Origin of the sequence: Streptomyces flaveus (genome assembly GCF_014647675.1) — a bacterium.
Taxonomy (GTDB): Bacteria; Actinomycetota; Actinomycetes; order Streptomycetales; family Streptomycetaceae; genus Streptomyces; species Streptomyces flaveus.
In genome coordinates, this window is sequence record NZ_BMPQ01000011.1 from 215,610 (window position 1) to 234,384 (window position 18,775).

Here is an 18,775-nt window from a genome sequence, read left to right on the forward strand (position 1 = left end):
GAGCGGCGCACGCCGTGTCACGTGCGCCGTACGAACTCGTCGCATCGTCAGATGGGGTAGTGGCGGGAACCGGACTGAATGGTGATCCAGCGCAACTCCGTGAACTCCTCCAACGCGGCGCGGGAGCCGAACCGGCCCCAGCCGCTGGCACCGACACCACCGAAGGGCATCTGGGGCTCGTCGTGCACGGTGGCGCCGTTGATGTGGCAGATGCCGGACTTGATCCGGCGCGCCACGTCGAGCGCCGCGGCCGCGTCCTTGCCGAAGACCGCGGCGGAGAGCCCGTACTCGGTGTCGTTGGCGACGGCGACGGCTTCGTCGGTCGAATCCACCTCGATGATGGAGACCACCGGTCCGAAGGTCTCCTCGGTGTAGATACGCATGTCCGGCGTGACACCGCGCAGCACGGTGGGTTGCACGAACAGGCGGTCGGACGTGCCGCCGGTCAGGACCTGCGCACCCTTGGCACGGGCGTCCTCGATCAACTCGACCACGTGGTCGCGGGCGCCGGCGTGGACCAGTGGACCGATCTGTGAGGTGGGGTCGCTCGGGGGGCCGACGACCAGTTTGGCGGCACGCTCGGCAAGGCGGGAGGAGAGCTCGTCGGCGACGGCTCTGTCGACGATGACGCGCTCGGTCGACATACAGATCTCGCCCTGGTTCATGAAGGCACCGAAGCTGGCCGCGGCGGCTGCCTCCTCCAGATCCGCGTCGGGAAGCACCAGGAAAGGTGCCTTGCCACCGAGTTCGAGGACCACACGGGTCAGGTGGCGACCGCCGAGTTCGCCGATGATACGGCCGACCCTGCTGGATCCGGTGAAGTTGACACGCGTCACGGCGGGGTGCGCGATCAGCGCCTCGACGACGCTCGGACCGTCCTCGGGCGCGTTGCTGATGAGGTTCACCGCTCCGGCGGGCACACCGGCGTCGTGCAGCACCTGGACGATGGCGGCCTGGGTGAGCGGTGTCTGCTCGGAGGACTTCAGTACCACGGTGTTGCCCCACACCAGCGGCCACACGATGGCGCGTACGCCGAGGATGAGCGGTGCGTTCCACGGTGCGATGCCGACGACGACGCCGACCGGCTGACGCACGCTGAGGGCGGTGAGGCCGGGCACGTCCGACGGGATGACCTCGCCGACGGCCGCGTACGCCTGGGCCGCCGCCTCGACGAGCATGCCCTTCGCGACGTGCACGTTGAAGCCGCACCAGGGGAGCGTGGCGCCCATTTCGCGGCTCATCGTGGCGACGATGTCGTCGGTGCGCTCGTCGAGCAGGGCGGCCGCACGCTCCAGGACCGACCGCCGTGCGGCCGGCGGAAGGGCCGACCAGTCCGGAAGGACCGCCGCCGCCGCGTCCACCGCGTGGTTGACATCATCGACGGAGGCCGCGGCGACCCGTGCGATCGGTTCGCCGGTCAGGGCCTCGGTGGTCTCGAAGTAGCGGCCGTCCTTGGCCGCGACGTGCTCACCCGCGATGAAGAGGTCGCTGGTCCGGACCGCGCCGGATGTGGGTGCCTCGGTCTCAGTGGCTGACATGTGTTGCCTCACTTCCACGACAGCGGCGATCGCCGCATGAACCATGCAGGGCGATCGCCGCACGAATCATGTACGTCGAACACTCCATGACCGGCGGCACGCCCTGAACCCTGTTGTCCATTCATCGAACAGCGTCGTGAGGGTCGTGCCGTCGGCCTTCCGGGACGTCAGACCGGCGGGAACCGCCTGCCCATGACCATGTGCGCCAGGCGCCAGCCCTCCGCGGTCTCCTCCCAGACCTTCGTCACCACTTCTTGCATCGGGAACGGCGCGAGGTTCTCGTCGAGGACGGTGTACATCTCGTGGAAGCACGTGGTGATCGCGGTGTTGCCACGCACCGTGATCTCGAGCTCCGTGGCCTTCGCGGAGACCGAGCGGCGGCGGGTCACATGGAAATGGGCCCAGGTCTCCCGGTCGTCGACCCTCCCGACCGGGCCATGGACGACGCGGCTGTCCTCGAGCATGAGGGGGATCAACGCTTTCTCGCCCTCGACGAGCGCTTCGAGCCATGCGGCCTCCAGCTGCTCGATCGCCTCGACGGCCTTGGTGGTTGCGGTGGACGTGGTTGTCATAGGTCCAGCTCCAGAATCGGTGAGTGTGCTCGGGACGAGCACGTGGTGAACATGCCGTCGGCGCGTTCACGATCGGTCAGGATGTCGTCGCGGTGGTCGGGCTCTCCGGCGAGTACGCGGACGATGCACTCGCCGCAGATTCCCTGCTGGCAGGAGTAGGGGGCGTCGACGCCGCCCGCGAGCAGGGCGTCGAGGACGCTCTCGCCGTCCTTGACCTCGTACTCGCCGCCGGTCTTGGCCAGCCGCACCCTGAACGCCCCGCCGGCCCTGTGCGCGGCGGCGTCTTCCACGGGTGCGAAGCGCTCCTTGTGGATCGCTTCGGCGGGCCATCCCGCTCCGAGTGCCAGGGAGATCACGAAGTCCATGAAGCCCCCGGGGCCACAGACGTAGATCGCCGTGTCGGGGTCGGGCGGACCGAGGTCGGCGGCGGAGATGAAGCGCTGGTCGTCCGGGCCGTCGTCGAAGTGGAGCCGAACGCGGGGGTTCTGCTCCAACTCGTCGAGGAACGCCGAATCCGGCCGGCTTCGAGCGAAGTGGTGCAACGTGTACTCCGCGCCCCTGGCTTCGAGCTCGTGTGCCATGGCCAACAGGGGAGTGACGCCGATTCCGCCGGCCATCAGCAGATGGCGACGCGCCTGGTCCGAGACTCCGAACCTGTTGCGCGGACGGGAGATCCGCAGCCTGTCGCCCTCGCGAAGCCGGTGCATCCCCAGCGAGCCGCCGCGTGACGCCGTCTCGGCCAGCACCGCCAGCCGGTATCGGGCGCGGTCGTGCGGCGGCCCGCACAGGGAGTACTGGCGGACCAGCCCGGCGGCACCGTCCACCAGTACGTCGACATGCGCGCCGGCGGCGAACTCCGGAAGCTCGACGTCGTCGGGACTGACCAGTTCGAGCACCACGATCCGGGCAGTCGCGTCGCGCCGGGCGACCACGATGGTGTCGAGCCACTCGTTGTTCATGGTTCCCGCTCAGATGCCGGCGGCGGTCGGGGCGTCGGCGTTGTCGCCCGCGGGGCGCTTGCCGAGGGTGAAGAGGCCGGACTCGGTGCGGTGGACCACCGACGGGTCGCGGACGATGTTGATCGGGTCGCGCCCGGCCTCGACGTCGTCGGCCATCGAGAGAAGCATGCGACGCAGCATGACGACGCCGCGGTCTCCGGTGGCCAGGGTCTCCTCGGAGTCCAGGGTGATGGCTCCCTGCGAGCCCTGGGCCTCCGCGTCACCGGGGAACTGCTGGCGCTCCTCGTCGGTCAGCTCGTGGTTCTGCTTGCCGTTCTGCGTGATGCCGATCACGAAGTGGATCATGCGCTCGGGATCGTTCGTGCGGATCGAGAAGAAGAGCCGGTGGCTGGTGTCGTCGGAGGGCACGACCCACAGCAACTGGTCCGGCCGCTCGTCGGGGGTGACCTTCACGAAGTTCGGCAGGCCGAAGACGTTGGGAAGGTGCTGCTCGACCGCGAAGCCGTACTCGGTGACCTCGCCGTCCTCGCCCTCCATCTCGAACCGCTGGGTGTACTTCAGCCCGTGGTCGGTGCGCTCGTACGTCACACGGTCGGCGACGAGGGCCGGGTCGAAGAAGTTCTCGGGGTAGCCGAAGGTGCCGGTGCCCAGCATCTGGTACCCGCTGTGCGTGGAGTGGAGCCAGGTGACGTGCGTCGGGTCGGCGGAGTTCTCGTAGATGTTGAGCCAGCTGAAGTCCGTCGGCATGCCGAGGACCGCGGCGTGGGGGACCGGCCAGCTGGCGAAGTACTTCTCGTCCTCCGCGGGGTTCTCCAGCACGTCGTAGCGGGGGAGTTCGGGCTTGAGTTCGGGCGGGCCCATGTAGACGAAGACCAGGCCGTAGCGCTCCTCCACCGGGTACCACGGCTGACGGGCGGCGTCGCGCCTGCGCCCCAGGCCCGGCTCGCACGCCTGCTCGATGCAGCGGCCCTGCACGTCGAACTTCCAGCCGTGGTAGCAGCAGCGGATGCCGTCGTCCTCGACACGGCCGTAGAAGAGGCTGGCGCCTCGGTGGGTGCAGCGCTCGATCACGACACCGGGCTTGCCCTGCCCGTCCCGGAACACGACCAGGTCCTCGCCCAGTACGCGGGTCTTCTGCGGCAGGGCGCCGGCGATGAGCGTCTCGGAGCTGGCGACCGGGTGCCAGTAGCGGCGCAGTGCCTCGCCCATGGGTGTACCGGGCCCGACCTCGCGGAGGCGGGCGTTGTACGAGGGTTTCGGGCGGCCGTAGGCCGTGCCCGTGTCGACTTCTGAAGTGGTGCTCATCGTCCTGCCTCCTGTGCGGCTCGGGTGCACAGGAGGTGGCGAGTGCAGGGCTGTGGGGGTCACCTGCGAGGGCACCGTCATGTGCGACACGCAAAATTAAAACGTGATTCACATTCGCATTTCTTCTCGCGGCGCGTCAAGAGTCGCGTTCGGTGCTTCCTCGGTCGGGGGGAGCGGTCACCCGACGGGCGGCCTCGGCCGCGAGCCGGTCAGCGTGGTCCCACCCCTGTGCGCGCCGCTCGCCCACCGGCCTGATCGCGCCGCTGTCCGCGGCCCGGCAGTGCTGGATGCGAGGCTGCCGGAGCCGATGTCGGCGGCGTATACGCTGGGTTGGTGAGTACCGAACCGTCACTCGATCTGCCGCCGGCGCAGCAGGCGCGCAGCCGGCTTACCCAGCAGCGGATCCTGGAAGCAGGTACGGCCCTCCTCGAAGAGGGCGGCACCGAGGCGCTCACTGTCGCGGCCGTCGCTGCTCGAGCGGGCGTCTCGGTGGGCAGCGTCTATCGACGGTTCGCCGGCAAGGACCGTTTGATCGCGGCGCTGCAGCTCGACATGATCGATCACTTTCGCGCCGACACCATTCGCCGCTTCGCTCCGCAGCGAACAGAGCCGACCGCCCTGGTCGCCTCGGCGGTCGCCGGACTCACCGGGACATATCAAGCGCACGAGCGACTGATGCGGGTCTTCTTGGCCGCAGGCGCCACCGATCCCGCAGTGGCTCGGGTCGGGTCCGAGGCCGCCACCGATGCCTGCCATGTCTTCCGGCAGTTCCTGGAGCCGATCCTGCCGATGATCGACGCGCCGGAGCCGGAGTTGCGCCTGGATGTCGTCTACCGCTTGGTCTACGGGGCCTGTCAGAACCGTGTGCTGTACGGCGAACTGTTCGAGTCCGACCGGCCACTGACGTGGCGTCAGCTCACCGATGAGCTCGTGGACGTTGCCTGCCTGTACCTCCTCGGCAGGCCGGCGCAGTAAGTTCTGAGCATCCGGATGCGAATGTGAGAACCGCTTCACATTTGCGGTCGGGCGGCTGCATACTGGCCGGGCTCCTGGCGCCTTGGGGATCAGCGATCGCCTGGACCGAGGGCGCCCAAGGACTCCACGGAAGACGGCCGGTCGACCGTTCGGTCACCAGGTCGCCAAGGGAAGGAACCGCTCGATGCGAGAGCCCCTCAGCTACGAGATCGCGCACGGCGCCGCACTTGCCGCTCTGGAAGCGGGAAGGGCCGAGGGGCACAAGGTGTGCGCTGTCGTGGTCAACCGAAGTGGCGTCACGAAGGTCCTTCTCAGCGACGACGGCGTCGGCCTCCTTGGCGTGGAGACCGCGCGACGCAAGGCTTACACGTCGGCCGTGAGTGGTGTCCCGACGGCCAAGTTCGCGGCCTTCGCCGCATCCCCCCAGATGCAGGTGGCGCCTCCCCACCTGGTCGATGCCAACCTTCTGCCGGTCGCCGGCGGCGTGCCGATCGTGACGGCCGACGGGGAGGTCATCGGCGCCATCGGCGTGGGCGGGGCGGACGACGTCACTGACGACCGCATCGCGCATCAGGCTCGCGATTCCGTCGCGAAGATCGTTGCGTAGGCCTTCCTCCTGGTCGGCGAGGCGGCGATGCCGAGCCTCCTGGCGTCGGCAGATGTCTCAGAACGCCGCCCGGATGATCCCCACGGTGCGCGCCAGGTGCGGTTCGGAGCGGTCGGGGCGGTGGGCCACGGCCAGCTCCACGCGTGCGTCGGCCCCGGCCAGCGGCAGGTAGGCGACGCCGTCGAGCGCCAACGCGGTCACGGGCTCGGGGACGACTGCGACGCCGAGGCCGCCGGCCACGAGTGTGACCAGCGTCGAGGTCTCGCCGACCTCGTGGCGGATGTGCGGCTCGACGCCGGCGTCGCGCAGCAGGCCCAGCACCACGTCGTACATCACCGACCGGCGGTCGGCGGAGTGCACGATCAGGTCGGCACCGGCCAGGTCCGCTACCCGCAACCGTTTCCGGCGGGCGAGGCGGTGGTCGACCGGTACGGCGACGACGAGGCGGTCCCGGCGCAGGGTGTGCACGGTGAGGGAGAGGTCGGCCGCCACAGGGCGCAGCAGCGCGACGTCGATCGCGCCGGTGCGCAGCGCCTCGACCTGGTCGGGCGCGAGCATCTCGCCGCGGAAGGAGAAGTCGACGCCGGGAAGCTCCTCCGAGAGCCGCCGCGAGAGCGCGGGCAGGAGGCTGTACGTCGCCGAGCCCACGCACCCGATCGCGAGGTGGCCCACCGAGCCGGCAGCGACGAGCCGTGCGTGGTGGGCGGCCTCGTCGACGTCGGCGAGGATCGCGCGCGCCCGCTCGAGATAGGCCCGGCCGGCCTCGGTGACGTCCACGCGGCGTGTGGTGCGGTGGAGCAACTCGACGCCCAGCTCGGCCTCGAGCTGGCGGATCTGCTGGGAGAGCGGCGGCTGGGCCATGTGGAGCCGCTCGGCGGCGCGACCGAAATGGCGCTCCTCGGCCACCGCCACGAAGTACCGAAGATGACGCAGATCCATATGTCGTCCATATCAATCGGGCCGGATATGCATACTTCAGAATATCGTTGCCCGGGACTAGCGTCGCTGCCATGAGTGCTTTCATCTACGCCGCGACGCGCACGCCGTTCGGCCGCTTCAACGGCGCGCTGGCCGGCGTCCGTCCCGACGACCTCGCCGCCGCCGCGATCACCTCGACGCTCGCCAGGGTGCCGGGCCTCGACCCTGCCGCGATCGACGACGTGGTGTGGGGCAACGCCAACGGTGCCGGCGAGGAGAACCGCAACGTCGGCCGCATGGCGGCGCTGCTCGCCGGGCTTCCGGTGAGCGTGCCCGGCACCACCGTCAACCGGCTCTGCGGCTCGAGCCTCGACGCGGCGATGACGGCCAGTCGCACGATCGAGTCCGGCGACGCCGAGGTCGTGCTGACCGGCGGCGTGGAGTCGATGACGCGTGCGCCATGGGTGCTGCCCAAGTCGGCGAAACCGTTCCCGGCCGGCGACGTCACCGCCGTCTCCACCACGCTCGGCTGGCGGCTGGTCAACCCGCGGATGCCGAAGGAGTGGACGGTCAGCCTCGGCGAGGCCAACGAGCAGCTCCAGGAGCGCTTCGGGATCTCCCGCGAGCGGCAGGACCAGTTCGCCGCCCGCTCCCACCAACTCGCCCACACAGCATGGGAGTCGGGCTTCTACGACGACCTGGTCGTGCCGGTCGAAGGCGTCGGCCTGACCCGCGACGAGGGCATCCGAGCCGGATCCACACCGGAGGTGCTGGCCGGGCTCAAGCCGGTCTTCCGTACCCCGGAGCAGGGCGGCACCATCACCGCGGGCAACGCCAGCCCGCTCAACGACGGCGCCTCTGCGGTGCTGCTGGGCAGCGAGAAGGCCGCGGCCTCGATCGGGGCCGGCCCGATCGCCCGCATCGCGGGCCGCGGTGTGATGGCGCTGGAGCCGCAGGCGTTCGGCTACGCCCCGGTCGAGGCCGCGAACCGTGCGCTGGCGCGGGCCGGGATCGGCTGGGACCAGGTGGGCGCGGTCGAGCTCAACGAGGCCTTCGCCGTGCAGTCGCTCGCCTGCCTCGACGCGTGGAAGGTCGACCCCGCCATCGTCAACCAGAAGGGCGGCGCCATCGCGATCGGGCATCCGCTGGGCGCCTCGGGCGGTCGCATCCTCGCCACGCTGGCCAAGGTGCTGCGCGAGACGAAGCAGCGCTACGGCGTCGCCGCGATCTGCATCGGGGTCGGTCAGGGCCTGGCCGTCGTACTGGAGAACTGCGACGTCACGGGGGCAGCCCAGTGAGCCGGGCGGAGATAGTCGAGAGCGCCGACGCCGCGGTCGCCGGGATCGAGGACGGCTCCACCGTCCTCGTCGGCGGCTTCGGCCTGGCCGGGATGCCGTTCGATCTGATCGACGCGCTCATCCGGCAGGGGGCGAAGGACCTCACGATCGTGTCCAACAACGCGGGCAACGGTGATGTCGGGCTGGCCGCGCTGCTGGCCGCCGGCCGGGTGCGCAAGGTGCTCTGCTCCTTTCCGCGCCAGGTCGACTCCTGGGTCTTCGACGGCCTCTACCGCGAGGGAAAGATCGAGCTCGAGGTGGTGCCGCAGGGCAACCTCGCCGAGCGGATGCGCGCGGCCGGTGCCGGCATCGGCGCGTTCTACTGCCCGACCGCGGTCGGCACGCCGCTGGCCGAGGGCAAGGAGGAGCGTGAGATCGACGGTCGCAAGTACCTGCTGGAGTACCCCATCAAGGGCGACTACGCGCTGATCGGCGCGCACGTCGCGGACGCGATGGGCAACCTCGTCTATCGCAAGACCGCCCGCAACTTCGGACCGGTCATGGCCACGGCCGCGACGACGACCATCGTCCAGGTCGACCAGGTCGTCGAGCCCGGGAAGCTCGACCCCGAGGCCGTCGTCACCCCGTCCATCTACGTCGACCGGGTCGTCCAGGTGGCGGCCCGTCACTACACCGTGCAGGGGGCCCGATGACCACCACGTCAAGCACCACGTCGAGCGGCCAGGCGTACGCCGGGGCGCCGAGGAGCGCCGAACACCGGCTCTCGATGGACGAACTGGCCGCCGTCATCGCACGCGACATCCCGGCCGGCGCCTTCGTCAACCTCGGTATCGGGCAGCCCACCAAGATCGCCGACCATCTGCCGGCCGACTCCGGGGTGGTGCTGCACACCGAGAACGGCATGCTCAACATGGGTCCCAAGGCCGAGGGCGACGCGGTCGACCCCGACCTGACCAACGCCGGCAAGGTCCCGGTGACCGAGCTGCCGGGCGCGGCGTACTTCCACCACGCCGACTCCTTCGCCATGATGCGCGGCGGGCACCTCGACGTCTGCGTCCTCGGGGCATACCAGGTGGCCTTCAACGGCGACCTCGCCAACTGGACCACCGGCAAGCCCGACGACATCCCCGCCGTCGGCGGCGCCATGGACCTCGCCATCGGCGCCAAGGACGTCTACGTGATGATGACGCTCTTCACCCGCTCCGGTGAGCCGAAGCTCGTGCCGCAGTGCACCTACCCGCTCACCGGCGTCGGCTGCGTCAGCCGCGTCTACACGGACCACGGCGTCTTCGACGTCGGCCCCGACGGCGTACGGATCCGGGAGACATACGGCATCAGCGCCCACGAACTCGCGGAGCGACTCGGCGACGTGGGAGCAAACGGTCGAGTGGCTTGAGGAGCGATCGCCGGAACCCTGGGGCCAGTCCCGCCGCTTGAAGATCACGTACAAACTGGTGTCGCGCATGAAGGAGAGCACGGCGCGACCCATTCTCTCAACAGCCAGGTGAGCCTGACTCGATCCTTTGACTTGGTCGAGTGATAAAGTCTGTCGAACGGAAGCTTGCTGCATGCCGTTCGTTCCGTGCACCCACCCCTGCCTGCGGGGGCACTGCGCGGATCCTCTTGGCGGAAGGACTGACCTGGCCATGCATGTATTCATGAACGAACCGGTCGAGAAGATGGACCGGCCCTACGCCCGACGCTGGTGGGCTCTGCTCGTGCTCTGTCTGAGCCTGCTGATGATCGTGATGGCCAACACCGCTCTCACGGTCGCGGCTCCCTCCATGACCCAGGACCTCGGCCTGACCAGCACGGACCTGCAGTGGGTGATCGACGGCTACACCATCCCTTACGCCGCCCTGATGCTGCTGTTCGCCGCGATCGGTGACAAGTACAGCCGACGCGGCGCGCTCGTTCTCGGGCTCGTCCTGTTCGGCGGCGGAGCCATATGGGGTTCACTCGTCGACAGCGCGATCGGGGTCATCGCGGCCCGTGCGGTGATGGGTGTCGGCGCGGCGCTCATCATGCCCGCCACGCTCTCTCTGCTCGCCGCGACCTTCCCGCGCGCCGAGCGGACCAAGGCGATCACCTTGTGGGCGGGCACCGCCGGTTTCGCCATCGCCGCCGGACCGCTGATCGCGGGCATGCTGCTGGAGAGCTCCGGCTGGCAGTCCACCTTCCTGATCAACGTTCCCGTGATCGCCCTCGCCATCGTCGGCACCTTCGTCCTGGTACCGCCGTCCAAGGCCACGCACAGCCCGCGGATCGACTACGTCGGTGGACTGCTGTCGGTGGTGTGGATCGCCGCGCTGGTCTTCACGCTCATCGAGGCCCCGCACGGCTGGGACGCCAAGGCCCTCACGGGCACGGTCGTCGCGGTCGTGGGGCTCGTGGCGTTCGTCCTGTGGGAGCTGCACCACCCGCACCCCCTCCTCGACCCGCGCCGCTTCGCGAACCGCACGTTCACGGGTGCCAACATCGCCGTCGTACTGTTCCTCCTCGCGGTCTTCGGCGCCTTCTACTACCTCACCCAGCATCTCCAGTTCGTCCTGCGATACGACGCGTTGGAGACCGGCATACGCATGCTGCCGCTCGCCGGCGCGGTCTTCGTCGGCTCCGCGTTGACCGGCTACCTCACCCCGCGCATCGGCATGAAGGCGACGATCGTCGCGGGCATGGTCGGCGGCACGGCGTCACTCGTGCTGCTCACCCAGGTCGACAAGTCGTCGTCGTACGGCGATTTCGTGGCACCCCTCATCGCACTCGGGCTCGCGATCGGCCTGGCGCTCTCGCCCTGCACGGACGCGATCATGGGTGCGTTCCCCGAGGAGGAGCTGGGCGTGGGCAGCGCGGTCAACGACACCTCGCAGGAACTGGGCGGGGCGATCGGCATCGCCATCCTCGGTTCGCTGCTGTCGACCTCGTACTCGTCGAACCTGTCGGACGCGACCGCCGGCAGCAAGCTCCCGGCCGACGCACTGGGCCAGGCGCAGGACTCGGTCGCCGCCGGATACGGGGTCGCCCAGGGTATCGGCGACCAGGCCCGGCAGCTCGCCGAACAGGCGGCGCGGGCGACCGACCCGCAGCAGGCCGCACAGCTCAAGGAGCAGGCCGGCCAACTCACCGACGGCGCTCACCAGATGGCGGACGCGGTCGGCTCGTCCTTCGCGGACGCGGTGGCTCACACCAGCCTGGTGGGCGCGGCGATCCTGGGAGTGGGGGCGGTGTCCGTGGCCTTCTTGCTCCCCGGCAAGGACCGTACTGCGGAGGCAGGAATGGAGAGTGATTCCGAGTCCGGGGAAGAGACCAGGACCTCGGGCACCTTGGAGAAGGAGCCCGAGTACACCGGACCGAATCCATGATCCCCTAGGACCGGACTCGGGCGCCCTCGTACGCGTACGAGGGCGCCCGAGTCCGTGCGCTGTCAGCTCGTCGGTACGGACACCAGCTCAAGTCGGCCGCCGGCCATCGCCACCACGGCGGACACGAAGGCCTGGAGGCAGGTCTGCTCGGCCTCCTCGTCGGGGAACGAGAGATGTTGCATCGTGAGCCCGTCGAAGCCGGCGAGGAAGAAGCGGGCGATCGTCTCCGCGGGCTGGGCGAGAGGCTGCCCGGTGCGCTCGGCCGCCTCGGTCACCAGTCGCGCCGTCACCTCGGTCACGCCCCGGTGGTGGCTCTCGAGGGCCTCGCTCAGGGCGGGGGTGCGGAGCGCGAAGTGGGTCAGCTCCGTGAGGAGTTGATGGCTGGCGGGCTGCTCACGCACCGTGCGCCACAGGGCGGCGGTCAGGGTGCTGACCGTCTCCTCGAATCCGGCGTCGGCCGGTGCGGCCCGCTCGACCTGTGCGATCAGATCCTGCGCGAGCTGCTCCATGACGGCGCGGTACAGCCCTTCCTTCGTGCCGAAGGTGTAGTGCACCGTGGCCTGGGCCACCCCCAGCTCGGCGGCGATGGCACGGGTGCTCCCGGCTGCGACTCCTTCCCTCGTCATGAAGTCGATGGCCGCTTTGATCAGCTGAGGGCGGCGCTCGGCCGCGGGAACGTGAGCCATGACCGCATCATACCGACTGAGTCTCATGAACCAGTCGCTCGATGAAGTCATTTTTGTTGTGGCCGTTGTCCGGGTGACGTGGCCGCTGGAGCCCGGTCTGTGGCCGCGCAGGTCAGTTCCCGCTGAACGGCAGGTGAATACGTTTCCTTGCACACCCCTCTCAGGGAAAGGGGGTGCGGTCGTCCGCTGTGCCGTCTCCTGATCACCGGCTCCCCTGTGACCCGGCCGTGGCGCAGCGTTCAGTACTGCTCGGTCTCCACGAAACCCGCATCCGCGTCGTCGTTCGCGCCGAAGGCGTCGGCAGCGGCGGTCGGGTCGAATCCGGGCGGGCTGTCCTTCAGGCCCAGGCCCATGCCGGCCAGCTTCGCCTTGACCTCGTCGATCGACTTCGCACCGAAGTTACGGATGTCGAGCAGGTCGGCCTCAGAACGCGCCACGAGCTCACCCACGGAGTGGACGCCCTCGCGCTTGAGACAGTTGTACGACCGGACGGTGAGGTCGAGATCCTCGATCGGCAGGACCAGGTCGGCGGCGAGCGCTGCGTCCGTCGGCGACGGACCCATGTCGATGCCCTCGGCGTCGATGTTGAGCTCACGGGCCAGACCGAACAGCTCGACCAGCGTCTTACCGGCGGAAGCCATCGCGTCACGCGGACGCATCGCCTGCTTGGTCTCGACGTCGACGATCAGCTTGTCGAAGTCGGTGCGCTGCTCGACACGCGTGGCCTCGACCTTGTACGTGACCTTGAGGACCGGCGAGTAGATCGAGTCGACCGGAATGCGCCCGATCTCCTGACCGACCTGCTTGTTCTGCACGGCGGAGACGTAGCCGCGACCGCGCTCCACGGTCAGCTCCATCTCCAGCTTGCCCTTGCCGTTGAGCGTGGCAAGAACCAGATCCGGATTGTGCACCTCGACACCGGCCGGCGGCGCGATGTCGGCGGCGGTCACCAGACCCGGCCCCTGCTTGCGCAGGTACATCACCACAGGCTCGTCGTGCTCGCTGCTCACGACCAGCTGCTTGATGTTGAGGATCAGGTCGGTGACGTCCTCCTTGACGCCCGGCACGGTGGTGAACTCGTGCAGCACGCCGTCGATACGGATGGATGTGACCGCCGCACCCGGGATCGAGGAGAGGAGGGTGCGGCGCAGGGAGTTGCCGAGGGTGTAACCGAAGCCCGGCTCCAGCGGCTCGATCACGAACCGGGAACGGAACTCGTCGACGACCTCTTCGGTCAGGGACGGACGCTGAGCAATCAGCACGAGGTATTGCCTCCAGTGGTTTGGCGCCCGCTGTGTGACGCCGTGGACACCATGAAGGGTACGGGCGATGCGGTCTCCGCAGGCCGAACCGCCCGCCTCCCCAACCCGGCGAGGCGGCTTCTGGCCTCCCTTCCCCCCCCGCAGCTCCCACGGCCTTTTCTGCCCCGAGGTGTCAAAGACCGCCTGACGGGCGCTCGGAAGCGCCACCGCGTATTCACCGTGGCCACCCGCAGAAACCCGGTGACAGCCGGACAGCGCCGGACTCTCCCCGCGATCACCGGGGAGAGTCCGGCGCTTTTCTGCGTGTGAGTGAACCCGCCCTGAACAGCACAAACGCCCTTCTGATGGGAGGGCGGAGGGCGGAGGGCCGTGGGCGGGGTGCGGACCGGACTCAGCGGGCGGACCATCAGGCTCGCGGCGGGTGGCGGCCGCCGCCGGTCGTGACCTCGGCGGTCTTCTCTCGCGCTCTGGAGCGGGCAGTGCTGACGCCAGGCTGGATGGCGACTGGCAGGGCCGCTATTTCCTCACGGGCGTCGCTTCGGTGTCGGCCGGACACCGGCGACGCGGTCTCCGCCCTGCCCGCCGCGGCGGCGAACGCGGCCCGTGATTCGCTGACGGGTGCACTGTGCGTCGCCACGGAGATCGGCGGTCGCCGAGACGCCGAGGTGACCCGCGAGCTGCACGACACCATGGCCGCGGCGTCGCACGAGCTGGGACACCTGTCGTGGTGCCCTACTGGACGGGGCGCGGGCCGGCCACCTCGTCGTAGTAGGACTCGGCCGACGGGCCGAGGACCTCGTGGGCCTCCAGGAACATCTCGTGGGCCTCGTGGCCCACCCAGCCCGCCGGGAGGAGTTCGGTCGGCAGGTCCGGGTCGCGGAAGGGGAACTTGCGGTAGTCGTAGGTCAGTCGCATGCGTTCGACCAGCGCCTCCTCGGGGCTGAGGTGCCCGGCCCGGTACGACGGCATCCGGCTTCGGTAGGTGCGCAGCAGCTCCCGGTAGTCCTCGTTGAGGGCGGCGAGGTCCCAGCTGCGCGCCGCCATCTCGCGGTCGACGGGCAGCCCGCCGGACTGGCAGCGCAGGGTGTCCAGGCGGATGGCAGGCTCGTCGGCGAACTTCTCCCGGACCTGCTGGAGCCGGTCGTGCGGGGAGACGTACGTGGACGGGGCCAGAGGGCCGAAGCCCAGCCAGGCCAGCTCCTTGCGGATGCGGTCGCGTGCACCGCGCTCACTCTCGGGGACCGAGTAGATGACCATGTACCAGTGCCGGTCCCAGTCGGACGGCGCCCGGTCGAAGATGCGTGAGCGGCCCTCGTCGAGGAGCTGGAGGCTGCGCTTGTTGAGCGCGTAGAGCGTCTCCCTGCCCTCGCGCCGGACGTCGAACCAGCCCTCTTTGCGCAGGCGCGCGAGAACCACCCGCACCGTGCTCTCACCGACACCGAAGCAGCCCATCAGTGTGCTGAGGGTACGCAGCCGGGCGGTGCCGCCGCGGTAGCGGACGTAGTCGCCGAACAGGTCGAAGACGATCGATCGAGGCTTCACGGAATCGACTATGTCACAAGGACGGCCGTCGTGATGATGAGCCATCCGACCGAGAGAACCCATGCTTTCACAGGGAAATCAGCCTCGGCGATGCGCAACAAATTATTAACGCCCGTGCATGCATTGACACAGGATGTGTCCGAGCCTGAGTCTGGGCTTGTACTCGACGTGGAGGCAGGAGCCATGGTTTCTCGGATCGCTTGCGTGGGAGGCGGCCCAGGTGGGCTGTTCTTCGCGGCGCTCATCAAGCAGGCCGATCCGTCGGTCGAGGTGACGCTCTTCGAGCGGAACCGCCCGGAGGACACCTTCGGCTTCGGCGTGGTGTTCTCGGACGCGACGCTGGCCGCCATCCACGCGGCGGATCCCGTCCTGCGCACCGCGCTCGCGGAGCACGGCCGGCACTGGGACGACATCGAGGTGCGGCTCAAGGGGCAGCGGATCCGGTGCGGCGGCAACGGCATGGCCGCCATCACCCGCAAGACCCTGCTGGAGCTGCTGCACCGGCGGGCCGAGGAGGTCGGCGTCGAGCTCCGGTTCAGCCACGAGGTTCCCGCGGACCCCGCGCAACTGGCCGACTACGACCTCATCGTGGCCGCCGACGGGGCCAACTCCCGGCTCCGTGACCGTCTCGCCGACGTTCTCGTGCCGGAGGTGGAGGTCGCGACCGCCAAGTTCATCTGGTTCGGCACGAACTACCTCTTCGACGGTCTGACCTTCGTACACGAGCACGGCCCGCACGGCACCTTCGCCGTGCACGGCTACCCGATCAGCGACAGCGTCAGCACCTTCATCGTCGAGACCGACGAGGAGTCCTGGCGGCGGGCGGGGCTCGACGAGTTCGACACCGCCCAGCCGCCCGGCCCGAGCGACGAGAAGACCAGGCACTACCTGGAGAAGCTCTTCGCCGAGCAGATCGACGGCCACGAACTGCTGGTCAACAACTCACGCTGGGGCAACTTCCGCACCCTGCGCACCCGGCGCTGGCACAGCGGCAACGTCGTCCTGCTCGGCGACGCCGCGCACACCGCGCACTTCTCCGTCGGCTCCGGCACCAAGATGGCCATGGAGGACGCCGTCGCCCTCGCCGACAGCCTCCTCGCCCACCGCGACGACCTCGCGAGCGCCCTGGACGCGTACGAGGCGGCGCGGCAGCCCTCGGTGGCGAAGATCCAGGGCGCCGCCCGGCCGAGCCTGTCGTGGTGGGAGCACTTCGGGCGCTACCACGACGCGTTCGAACCGACGCGGTTCGCCTTCCACTTCATCTCCCGCAGCATCGGCAAGGAACGGATCGCGCGCCGCGACCCGGAGTTCGTCGAGCAGGTCGTACAGGACTGGCGGGCGGCGCACGAAGGACGCGATCCCCTGGACACACCGTTCAGGGAGTTCGGCGGACGGCGGCTGACCGCGGCGGAGCTCGCGGCGTTGCGCTCCGAGGGGTGCCTGTGGCTCACCGCACCCGAAAGTGAGGCTCAACTGCCGGAGATCTTCGGCGAGTTGGCCGACGCCCTGGGCGACGAGACACCCCCGGACCTGGTCGCCGTGCACGGCGGAACACCGCTCACCCGGTCGCTGCTCGCCGAGCAGGCCCGGCTGGAGCACGGCGTACCCGTGCTGATCGTGGAGGACGCGATGGACGACGACCGGGCCGAGACGCTGCTGCTGTCCGGGCGCGCCGACCTGGTGGCGGGGGAGCGGGCATGAGCACCGACCTGACGCCGATGCTCGCGCCCGAGGGCGTGGTCGTGATCGGCGCCTCACGGCAGAGCGGCAAGCTGGGCGCCGCCATGGCCCGTTCCCTTGCCACCTTCCCCGGAGCCCGCGCCCTGGTCAACGCGCGGCGCCCGGAGCCCGACGAGGGCGTGTACGCCTCGGTCGCGGAAGCCGCCGCGCACACCGACGGACGGCTCGATCTGGCCGTGCTCTGCGTACCGGCGGCCGGCTGCGCCCAGGCACTGGCCGAGGCGGCCGCCGCGGGTTGCCGTGCGGCGCTGGTCTGCGCGGGCGGTTTCGGCGAGGCGGGCCCGGAGGGCGAGCAGTACGCGGAGGCGCTGCGCCGCGTCGCCCAGGAGACGGGGATCCGCCTGCTCGGTCCCAACACCTCCGGCTTCTTCGCCCCCCACCTCGGACTGACGGCCAGCTTCGTGCCCGCGGCCGGGCAGCTGCCGGCCGGAGACATCGCGGTCGTCGCGGCCAGCGGCGGCGTCAACCACGCGCTCTCCTTCGACCTGGTCGCCGCCGGGAACGGGATCAGCGTCGGCGTCGGCATCGGGGCAGGCCTCGACGTCACCGCCGCGGACGTCCTGGAGCACCTCGCGGGGGACGGCCGTACGACAGCCGTCGCACTGCACCTGGAGACGGTTCCGGACGGGCCACGGCTGGTCGAGGCCGTACGCCTGGTGGCCTCCGTCAAGCCCGTCGTGGCGCTCGTCGTCGGCCGCAGCGACGTCGGTGACTTCGCCCGGTCGCACACCGGAGCGCTCGCCACCTCCTGGCGTACGACGCGCGCCGCGCTGCGACAGGCCGGGGCGGTGGTCGTGGACGACGAACGGGAGACGGTGGACGCACTCACCGCCCTCTCCCGCGTCCGGCTGCGGCCGCATGCGGACCCGGGGCTCGCGATCGTGACCGCCCAGGCCGGGCCGGGGCTGCTGCTCGCGGACCGGGCGGGCTCCGACGGCGTACGGATGCCGGAGCTGGCCGAGACCACGCAGCGCACGCTGAGTGAGCTGCTGCCCCCGCTCACCTACCAGCGCAACCCGGTCGACACCGGCCGGCCCGCCGAGACCTTCGGCCGCGTTCTCGCCGCCACGGCCGCCGATCCGGCGGTGGACCTGCTCGCCGTCTACGCCCTGACCGAGCCCGACAGCGTCGACCTCGCCTCGGCCGCGCAGGACGCCGGCCTCGGTGCGGACTCCCCGGCCGTGGTGGTCGTCGGCGGCCTCCCCGAGGACGTCGCCGAACAGCGGGCGCGGCTGCACAAGGCGGGGATTCCGGCGCTGACCGGACCGGCATCGGCCGCCAATGCCGTACGGGCCCTGGTGACGCATGCCCGGCAGCGGACCGTGCGTGCCGTCGGGCCTCAGCAGGAGACTGCCGCCGCCGTGCCGTCCGGCCTGCTGGACGAGGACGCCGCCAAGACGTTCCTCGCTTCCCTCGGGATCCGCACCCCCGACCGTGTCGCCTGCGACACCCGCGCCGACGCCCACTACGCCCTGCGCCTGCTGGACGGGCCCGTCGCGGTCAAGGTGCTCGATGCCGCGATCCTCCACAAGACGGAGATCGGCGGAGTCCACCTGGGCGTACGCACCCCCGACGAACTCGACGCGGCGCTCGACGCCATCGGACCCGGCCACCGCTACCTGGTCGAGGCGATGGCCCCGGCCGGCGTCGACCTCGTGCTCGGCGTACGACGGGACCCCGTGTTCGGGCCGGTCGTCCTCGCCGGTCTTGGCGGTACGGCCGCCGAGGCGCTCGCCGACGTGGCGATCCGGCTCGCCCCGCTGTCCGCGGCCGAGGCCGCGGGGATGCCCGACGACCTGGCCGCGCGCGCCCTGCTCGACGGCTGGCGCGGCGGGCCGGTGCTCGACCGGGCCGAGTTCGGGCGGGTTGTTTCGGCACTCGCCGCCTCCCTCGCCGCCAGCCCCGGCACCGCCGAGATCGAGATCAACCCCCTGCGGCTCACCGCCGACGGGCTGATCGCCCTGGACGCCGTGATCGTGCACACGGCCGACCGCACCTGAGGAGAACGACC

Annotated in this window: 16 protein-coding genes; 8 read left to right on the forward strand and 8 right to left on the reverse strand. The window is 70.1% G+C overall.

The window, feature by feature from the left end; translation table 11 throughout:
* Window positions 1-47 precede the first annotated feature (47 nt).
* The 4 genes from IEZ21_RS23245 to IEZ21_RS23260 form a co-directional block, all read right to left on the reverse strand.
* Entirely contained in the window at window positions 48-1,538 is a 1,491-nt protein-coding gene (locus IEZ21_RS23245; protein ID WP_189323839.1) for an aldehyde dehydrogenase, read from the reverse strand.
* A 167-nt stretch (window positions 1,539-1,705) separates the two neighbouring features.
* Window positions 1,706-2,110 carry a nuclear transport factor 2 family protein gene (locus IEZ21_RS23250; RefSeq protein ID WP_189323840.1) on the reverse strand — a complete coding sequence of 135 codons (405 nt, stop codon included), beginning with the start codon at window positions 2,108-2,110 and terminating at the stop codon, window positions 1,706-1,708.
* Window positions 2,107-3,069 carry a PDR/VanB family oxidoreductase gene (locus IEZ21_RS23255; RefSeq protein WP_189323841.1) on the reverse strand — a complete coding sequence of 321 codons (963 nt, stop codon included), beginning with the start codon at window positions 3,067-3,069 and terminating at the stop codon, window positions 2,107-2,109. Before IEZ21_RS23255 ends, IEZ21_RS23250 begins: the two co-directional genes overlap by 4 nt.
* Before the next feature lie 9 nt (window positions 3,070-3,078).
* On the reverse strand, window positions 3,079-4,374 hold the full coding sequence (locus tag IEZ21_RS23260; protein ID WP_189323842.1) for a Rieske 2Fe-2S domain-containing protein: 1,296 nt from the start codon (window positions 4,372-4,374) through the stop codon (window positions 3,079-3,081).
* Window positions 4,375-4,707: 333 nt separating this feature from the next.
* On the opposite strand from IEZ21_RS23260, the gene IEZ21_RS23265 reads away from it, so the two are divergent.
* Both IEZ21_RS23265 and IEZ21_RS23270 read left to right on the forward strand, forming a co-directional pair.
* Window positions 4,708-5,349, forward strand: a complete 642-nt coding sequence (locus IEZ21_RS23265; RefSeq protein ID WP_189323843.1) for a TetR/AcrR family transcriptional regulator — start codon at window positions 4,708-4,710, stop codon at window positions 5,347-5,349.
* Window positions 5,350-5,533: 184 nt separating this feature from the next.
* A complete protein-coding gene (locus IEZ21_RS23270) occupies window positions 5,534-5,956 on the forward strand; it encodes a GlcG/HbpS family heme-binding protein (protein ID WP_189323844.1) in 423 nt (140 codons plus the stop codon).
* 57 nt (window positions 5,957-6,013) lie between these two features.
* On the opposite strand, the gene IEZ21_RS23275 is transcribed toward IEZ21_RS23270, so the two are convergent.
* Complete coding sequence (locus IEZ21_RS23275; RefSeq protein ID WP_189323845.1) at window positions 6,014-6,895, reverse strand: LysR substrate-binding domain-containing protein; 882 nt, start codon at window positions 6,893-6,895, stop codon at window positions 6,014-6,016.
* A gap of 71 nt (window positions 6,896-6,966) precedes the next feature.
* Here IEZ21_RS23275 and IEZ21_RS23280 point away from each other — a divergent pair, with 71 nt between their 5' ends.
* From IEZ21_RS23280 to IEZ21_RS23295, 4 genes are all read left to right on the forward strand, one after another.
* Complete coding sequence (locus IEZ21_RS23280; RefSeq protein WP_189323846.1) at window positions 6,967-8,172, forward strand: thiolase family protein; 1,206 nt, start codon at window positions 6,967-6,969, stop codon at window positions 8,170-8,172.
* Window positions 8,169-8,864, forward strand: coding sequence for a 3-oxoacid CoA-transferase subunit A (locus IEZ21_RS23285; protein ID WP_033327575.1), 696 nt, complete (start codon window positions 8,169-8,171; stop codon window positions 8,862-8,864). Before IEZ21_RS23280 ends, IEZ21_RS23285 begins: the two co-directional genes overlap by 4 nt.
* Window positions 8,861-9,568, forward strand: a complete 708-nt coding sequence (locus tag IEZ21_RS23290) for a 3-oxoacid CoA-transferase subunit B (protein WP_189323847.1) — start codon at window positions 8,861-8,863, stop codon at window positions 9,566-9,568. Before IEZ21_RS23285 ends, IEZ21_RS23290 begins: the two co-directional genes overlap by 4 nt.
* Window positions 9,569-9,818: 250 nt before the next feature.
* A complete protein-coding gene (locus IEZ21_RS23295) occupies window positions 9,819-11,534 on the forward strand; it encodes a DHA2 family efflux MFS transporter permease subunit (protein ID WP_189323848.1) in 1,716 nt (571 codons plus the stop codon).
* A gap of 62 nt (window positions 11,535-11,596) precedes the next feature.
* Here the strand turns inward: IEZ21_RS23295 and IEZ21_RS23300 are convergent, their stop codons facing one another.
* The 3 genes from IEZ21_RS23300 to IEZ21_RS23310 form a co-directional block, all read right to left on the reverse strand.
* Entirely contained in the window at window positions 11,597-12,220 is a 624-nt protein-coding gene (locus tag IEZ21_RS23300) for a TetR/AcrR family transcriptional regulator (RefSeq protein ID WP_189323849.1), read from the reverse strand.
* A 239-nt stretch (window positions 12,221-12,459) separates the two neighbouring features.
* On the reverse strand, window positions 12,460-13,482 hold the full coding sequence (locus IEZ21_RS23305; RefSeq protein WP_189323850.1) for a DNA-directed RNA polymerase subunit alpha: 1,023 nt from the start codon (window positions 13,480-13,482) through the stop codon (window positions 12,460-12,462).
* A gap of 732 nt (window positions 13,483-14,214) precedes the next feature.
* On the reverse strand, window positions 14,215-15,024 hold the full coding sequence (locus IEZ21_RS23310; protein WP_189323851.1) for a PaaX family transcriptional regulator: 810 nt from the start codon (window positions 15,022-15,024) through the stop codon (window positions 14,215-14,217).
* A 204-nt stretch (window positions 15,025-15,228) separates the two neighbouring features.
* On the opposite strand from IEZ21_RS23310, the gene IEZ21_RS23315 reads away from it, so the two are divergent.
* Both IEZ21_RS23315 and IEZ21_RS23320 read left to right on the forward strand, forming a co-directional pair.
* Window positions 15,229-16,725 (forward strand): FAD-dependent monooxygenase, encoded by a 1,497-nt coding sequence (locus tag IEZ21_RS23315; protein WP_246568062.1) that lies wholly within the window; start codon window positions 15,229-15,231, stop codon window positions 16,723-16,725.
* A complete protein-coding gene (locus IEZ21_RS23320) occupies window positions 16,722-18,764 on the forward strand; it encodes an acetate--CoA ligase family protein (RefSeq protein WP_189323853.1) in 2,043 nt (680 codons plus the stop codon). Before IEZ21_RS23315 ends, IEZ21_RS23320 begins: the two co-directional genes overlap by 4 nt.
* Window positions 18,765-18,775: the final 11 nt, after the last annotated feature.

Excerpts from the sequence above, each read along its gene's own strand:
- IEZ21_RS23245 (WP_189323839.1), bottom strand. The coding sequence starts at position 1,538 with ATGTCAGCCACTGAGACCGAGGCACCCACATCCGGCGCGGTCCGGACC.
- IEZ21_RS23250 (WP_189323840.1), bottom strand. The coding sequence starts at position 2,110 with ATGACAACCACGTCCACCGCAACCACCAAGGCCGTCGAGGCGATCGAG.
- IEZ21_RS23255 (WP_189323841.1), bottom strand. The coding sequence starts at position 3,069 with ATGAACAACGAGTGGCTCGACACCATCGTGGTCGCCCGGCGCGACGCG.
- IEZ21_RS23260 (WP_189323842.1), bottom strand. The coding sequence starts at position 4,374 with ATGAGCACCACTTCAGAAGTCGACACGGGCACGGCCTACGGCCGCCCG.
- IEZ21_RS23270 (WP_189323844.1), top strand. The coding sequence starts at position 5,534 with ATGCGAGAGCCCCTCAGCTACGAGATCGCGCACGGCGCCGCACTTGCC.
- IEZ21_RS23275 (WP_189323845.1), bottom strand. The coding sequence starts at position 6,895 with ATGGATCTGCGTCATCTTCGGTACTTCGTGGCGGTGGCCGAGGAGCGC.
- IEZ21_RS23280 (WP_189323846.1), top strand. The coding sequence starts at position 6,967 with ATGAGTGCTTTCATCTACGCCGCGACGCGCACGCCGTTCGGCCGCTTC.
- IEZ21_RS23290 (WP_189323847.1), top strand. The coding sequence starts at position 8,861 with ATGACCACCACGTCAAGCACCACGTCGAGCGGCCAGGCGTACGCCGGG.
- IEZ21_RS23295 (WP_189323848.1), top strand. The coding sequence starts at position 9,819 with ATGCATGTATTCATGAACGAACCGGTCGAGAAGATGGACCGGCCCTAC.
- IEZ21_RS23300 (WP_189323849.1), bottom strand. The coding sequence starts at position 12,220 with ATGGCTCACGTTCCCGCGGCCGAGCGCCGCCCTCAGCTGATCAAAGCG.
- IEZ21_RS23320 (WP_189323853.1), top strand. The coding sequence starts at position 16,722 with ATGAGCACCGACCTGACGCCGATGCTCGCGCCCGAGGGCGTGGTCGTG.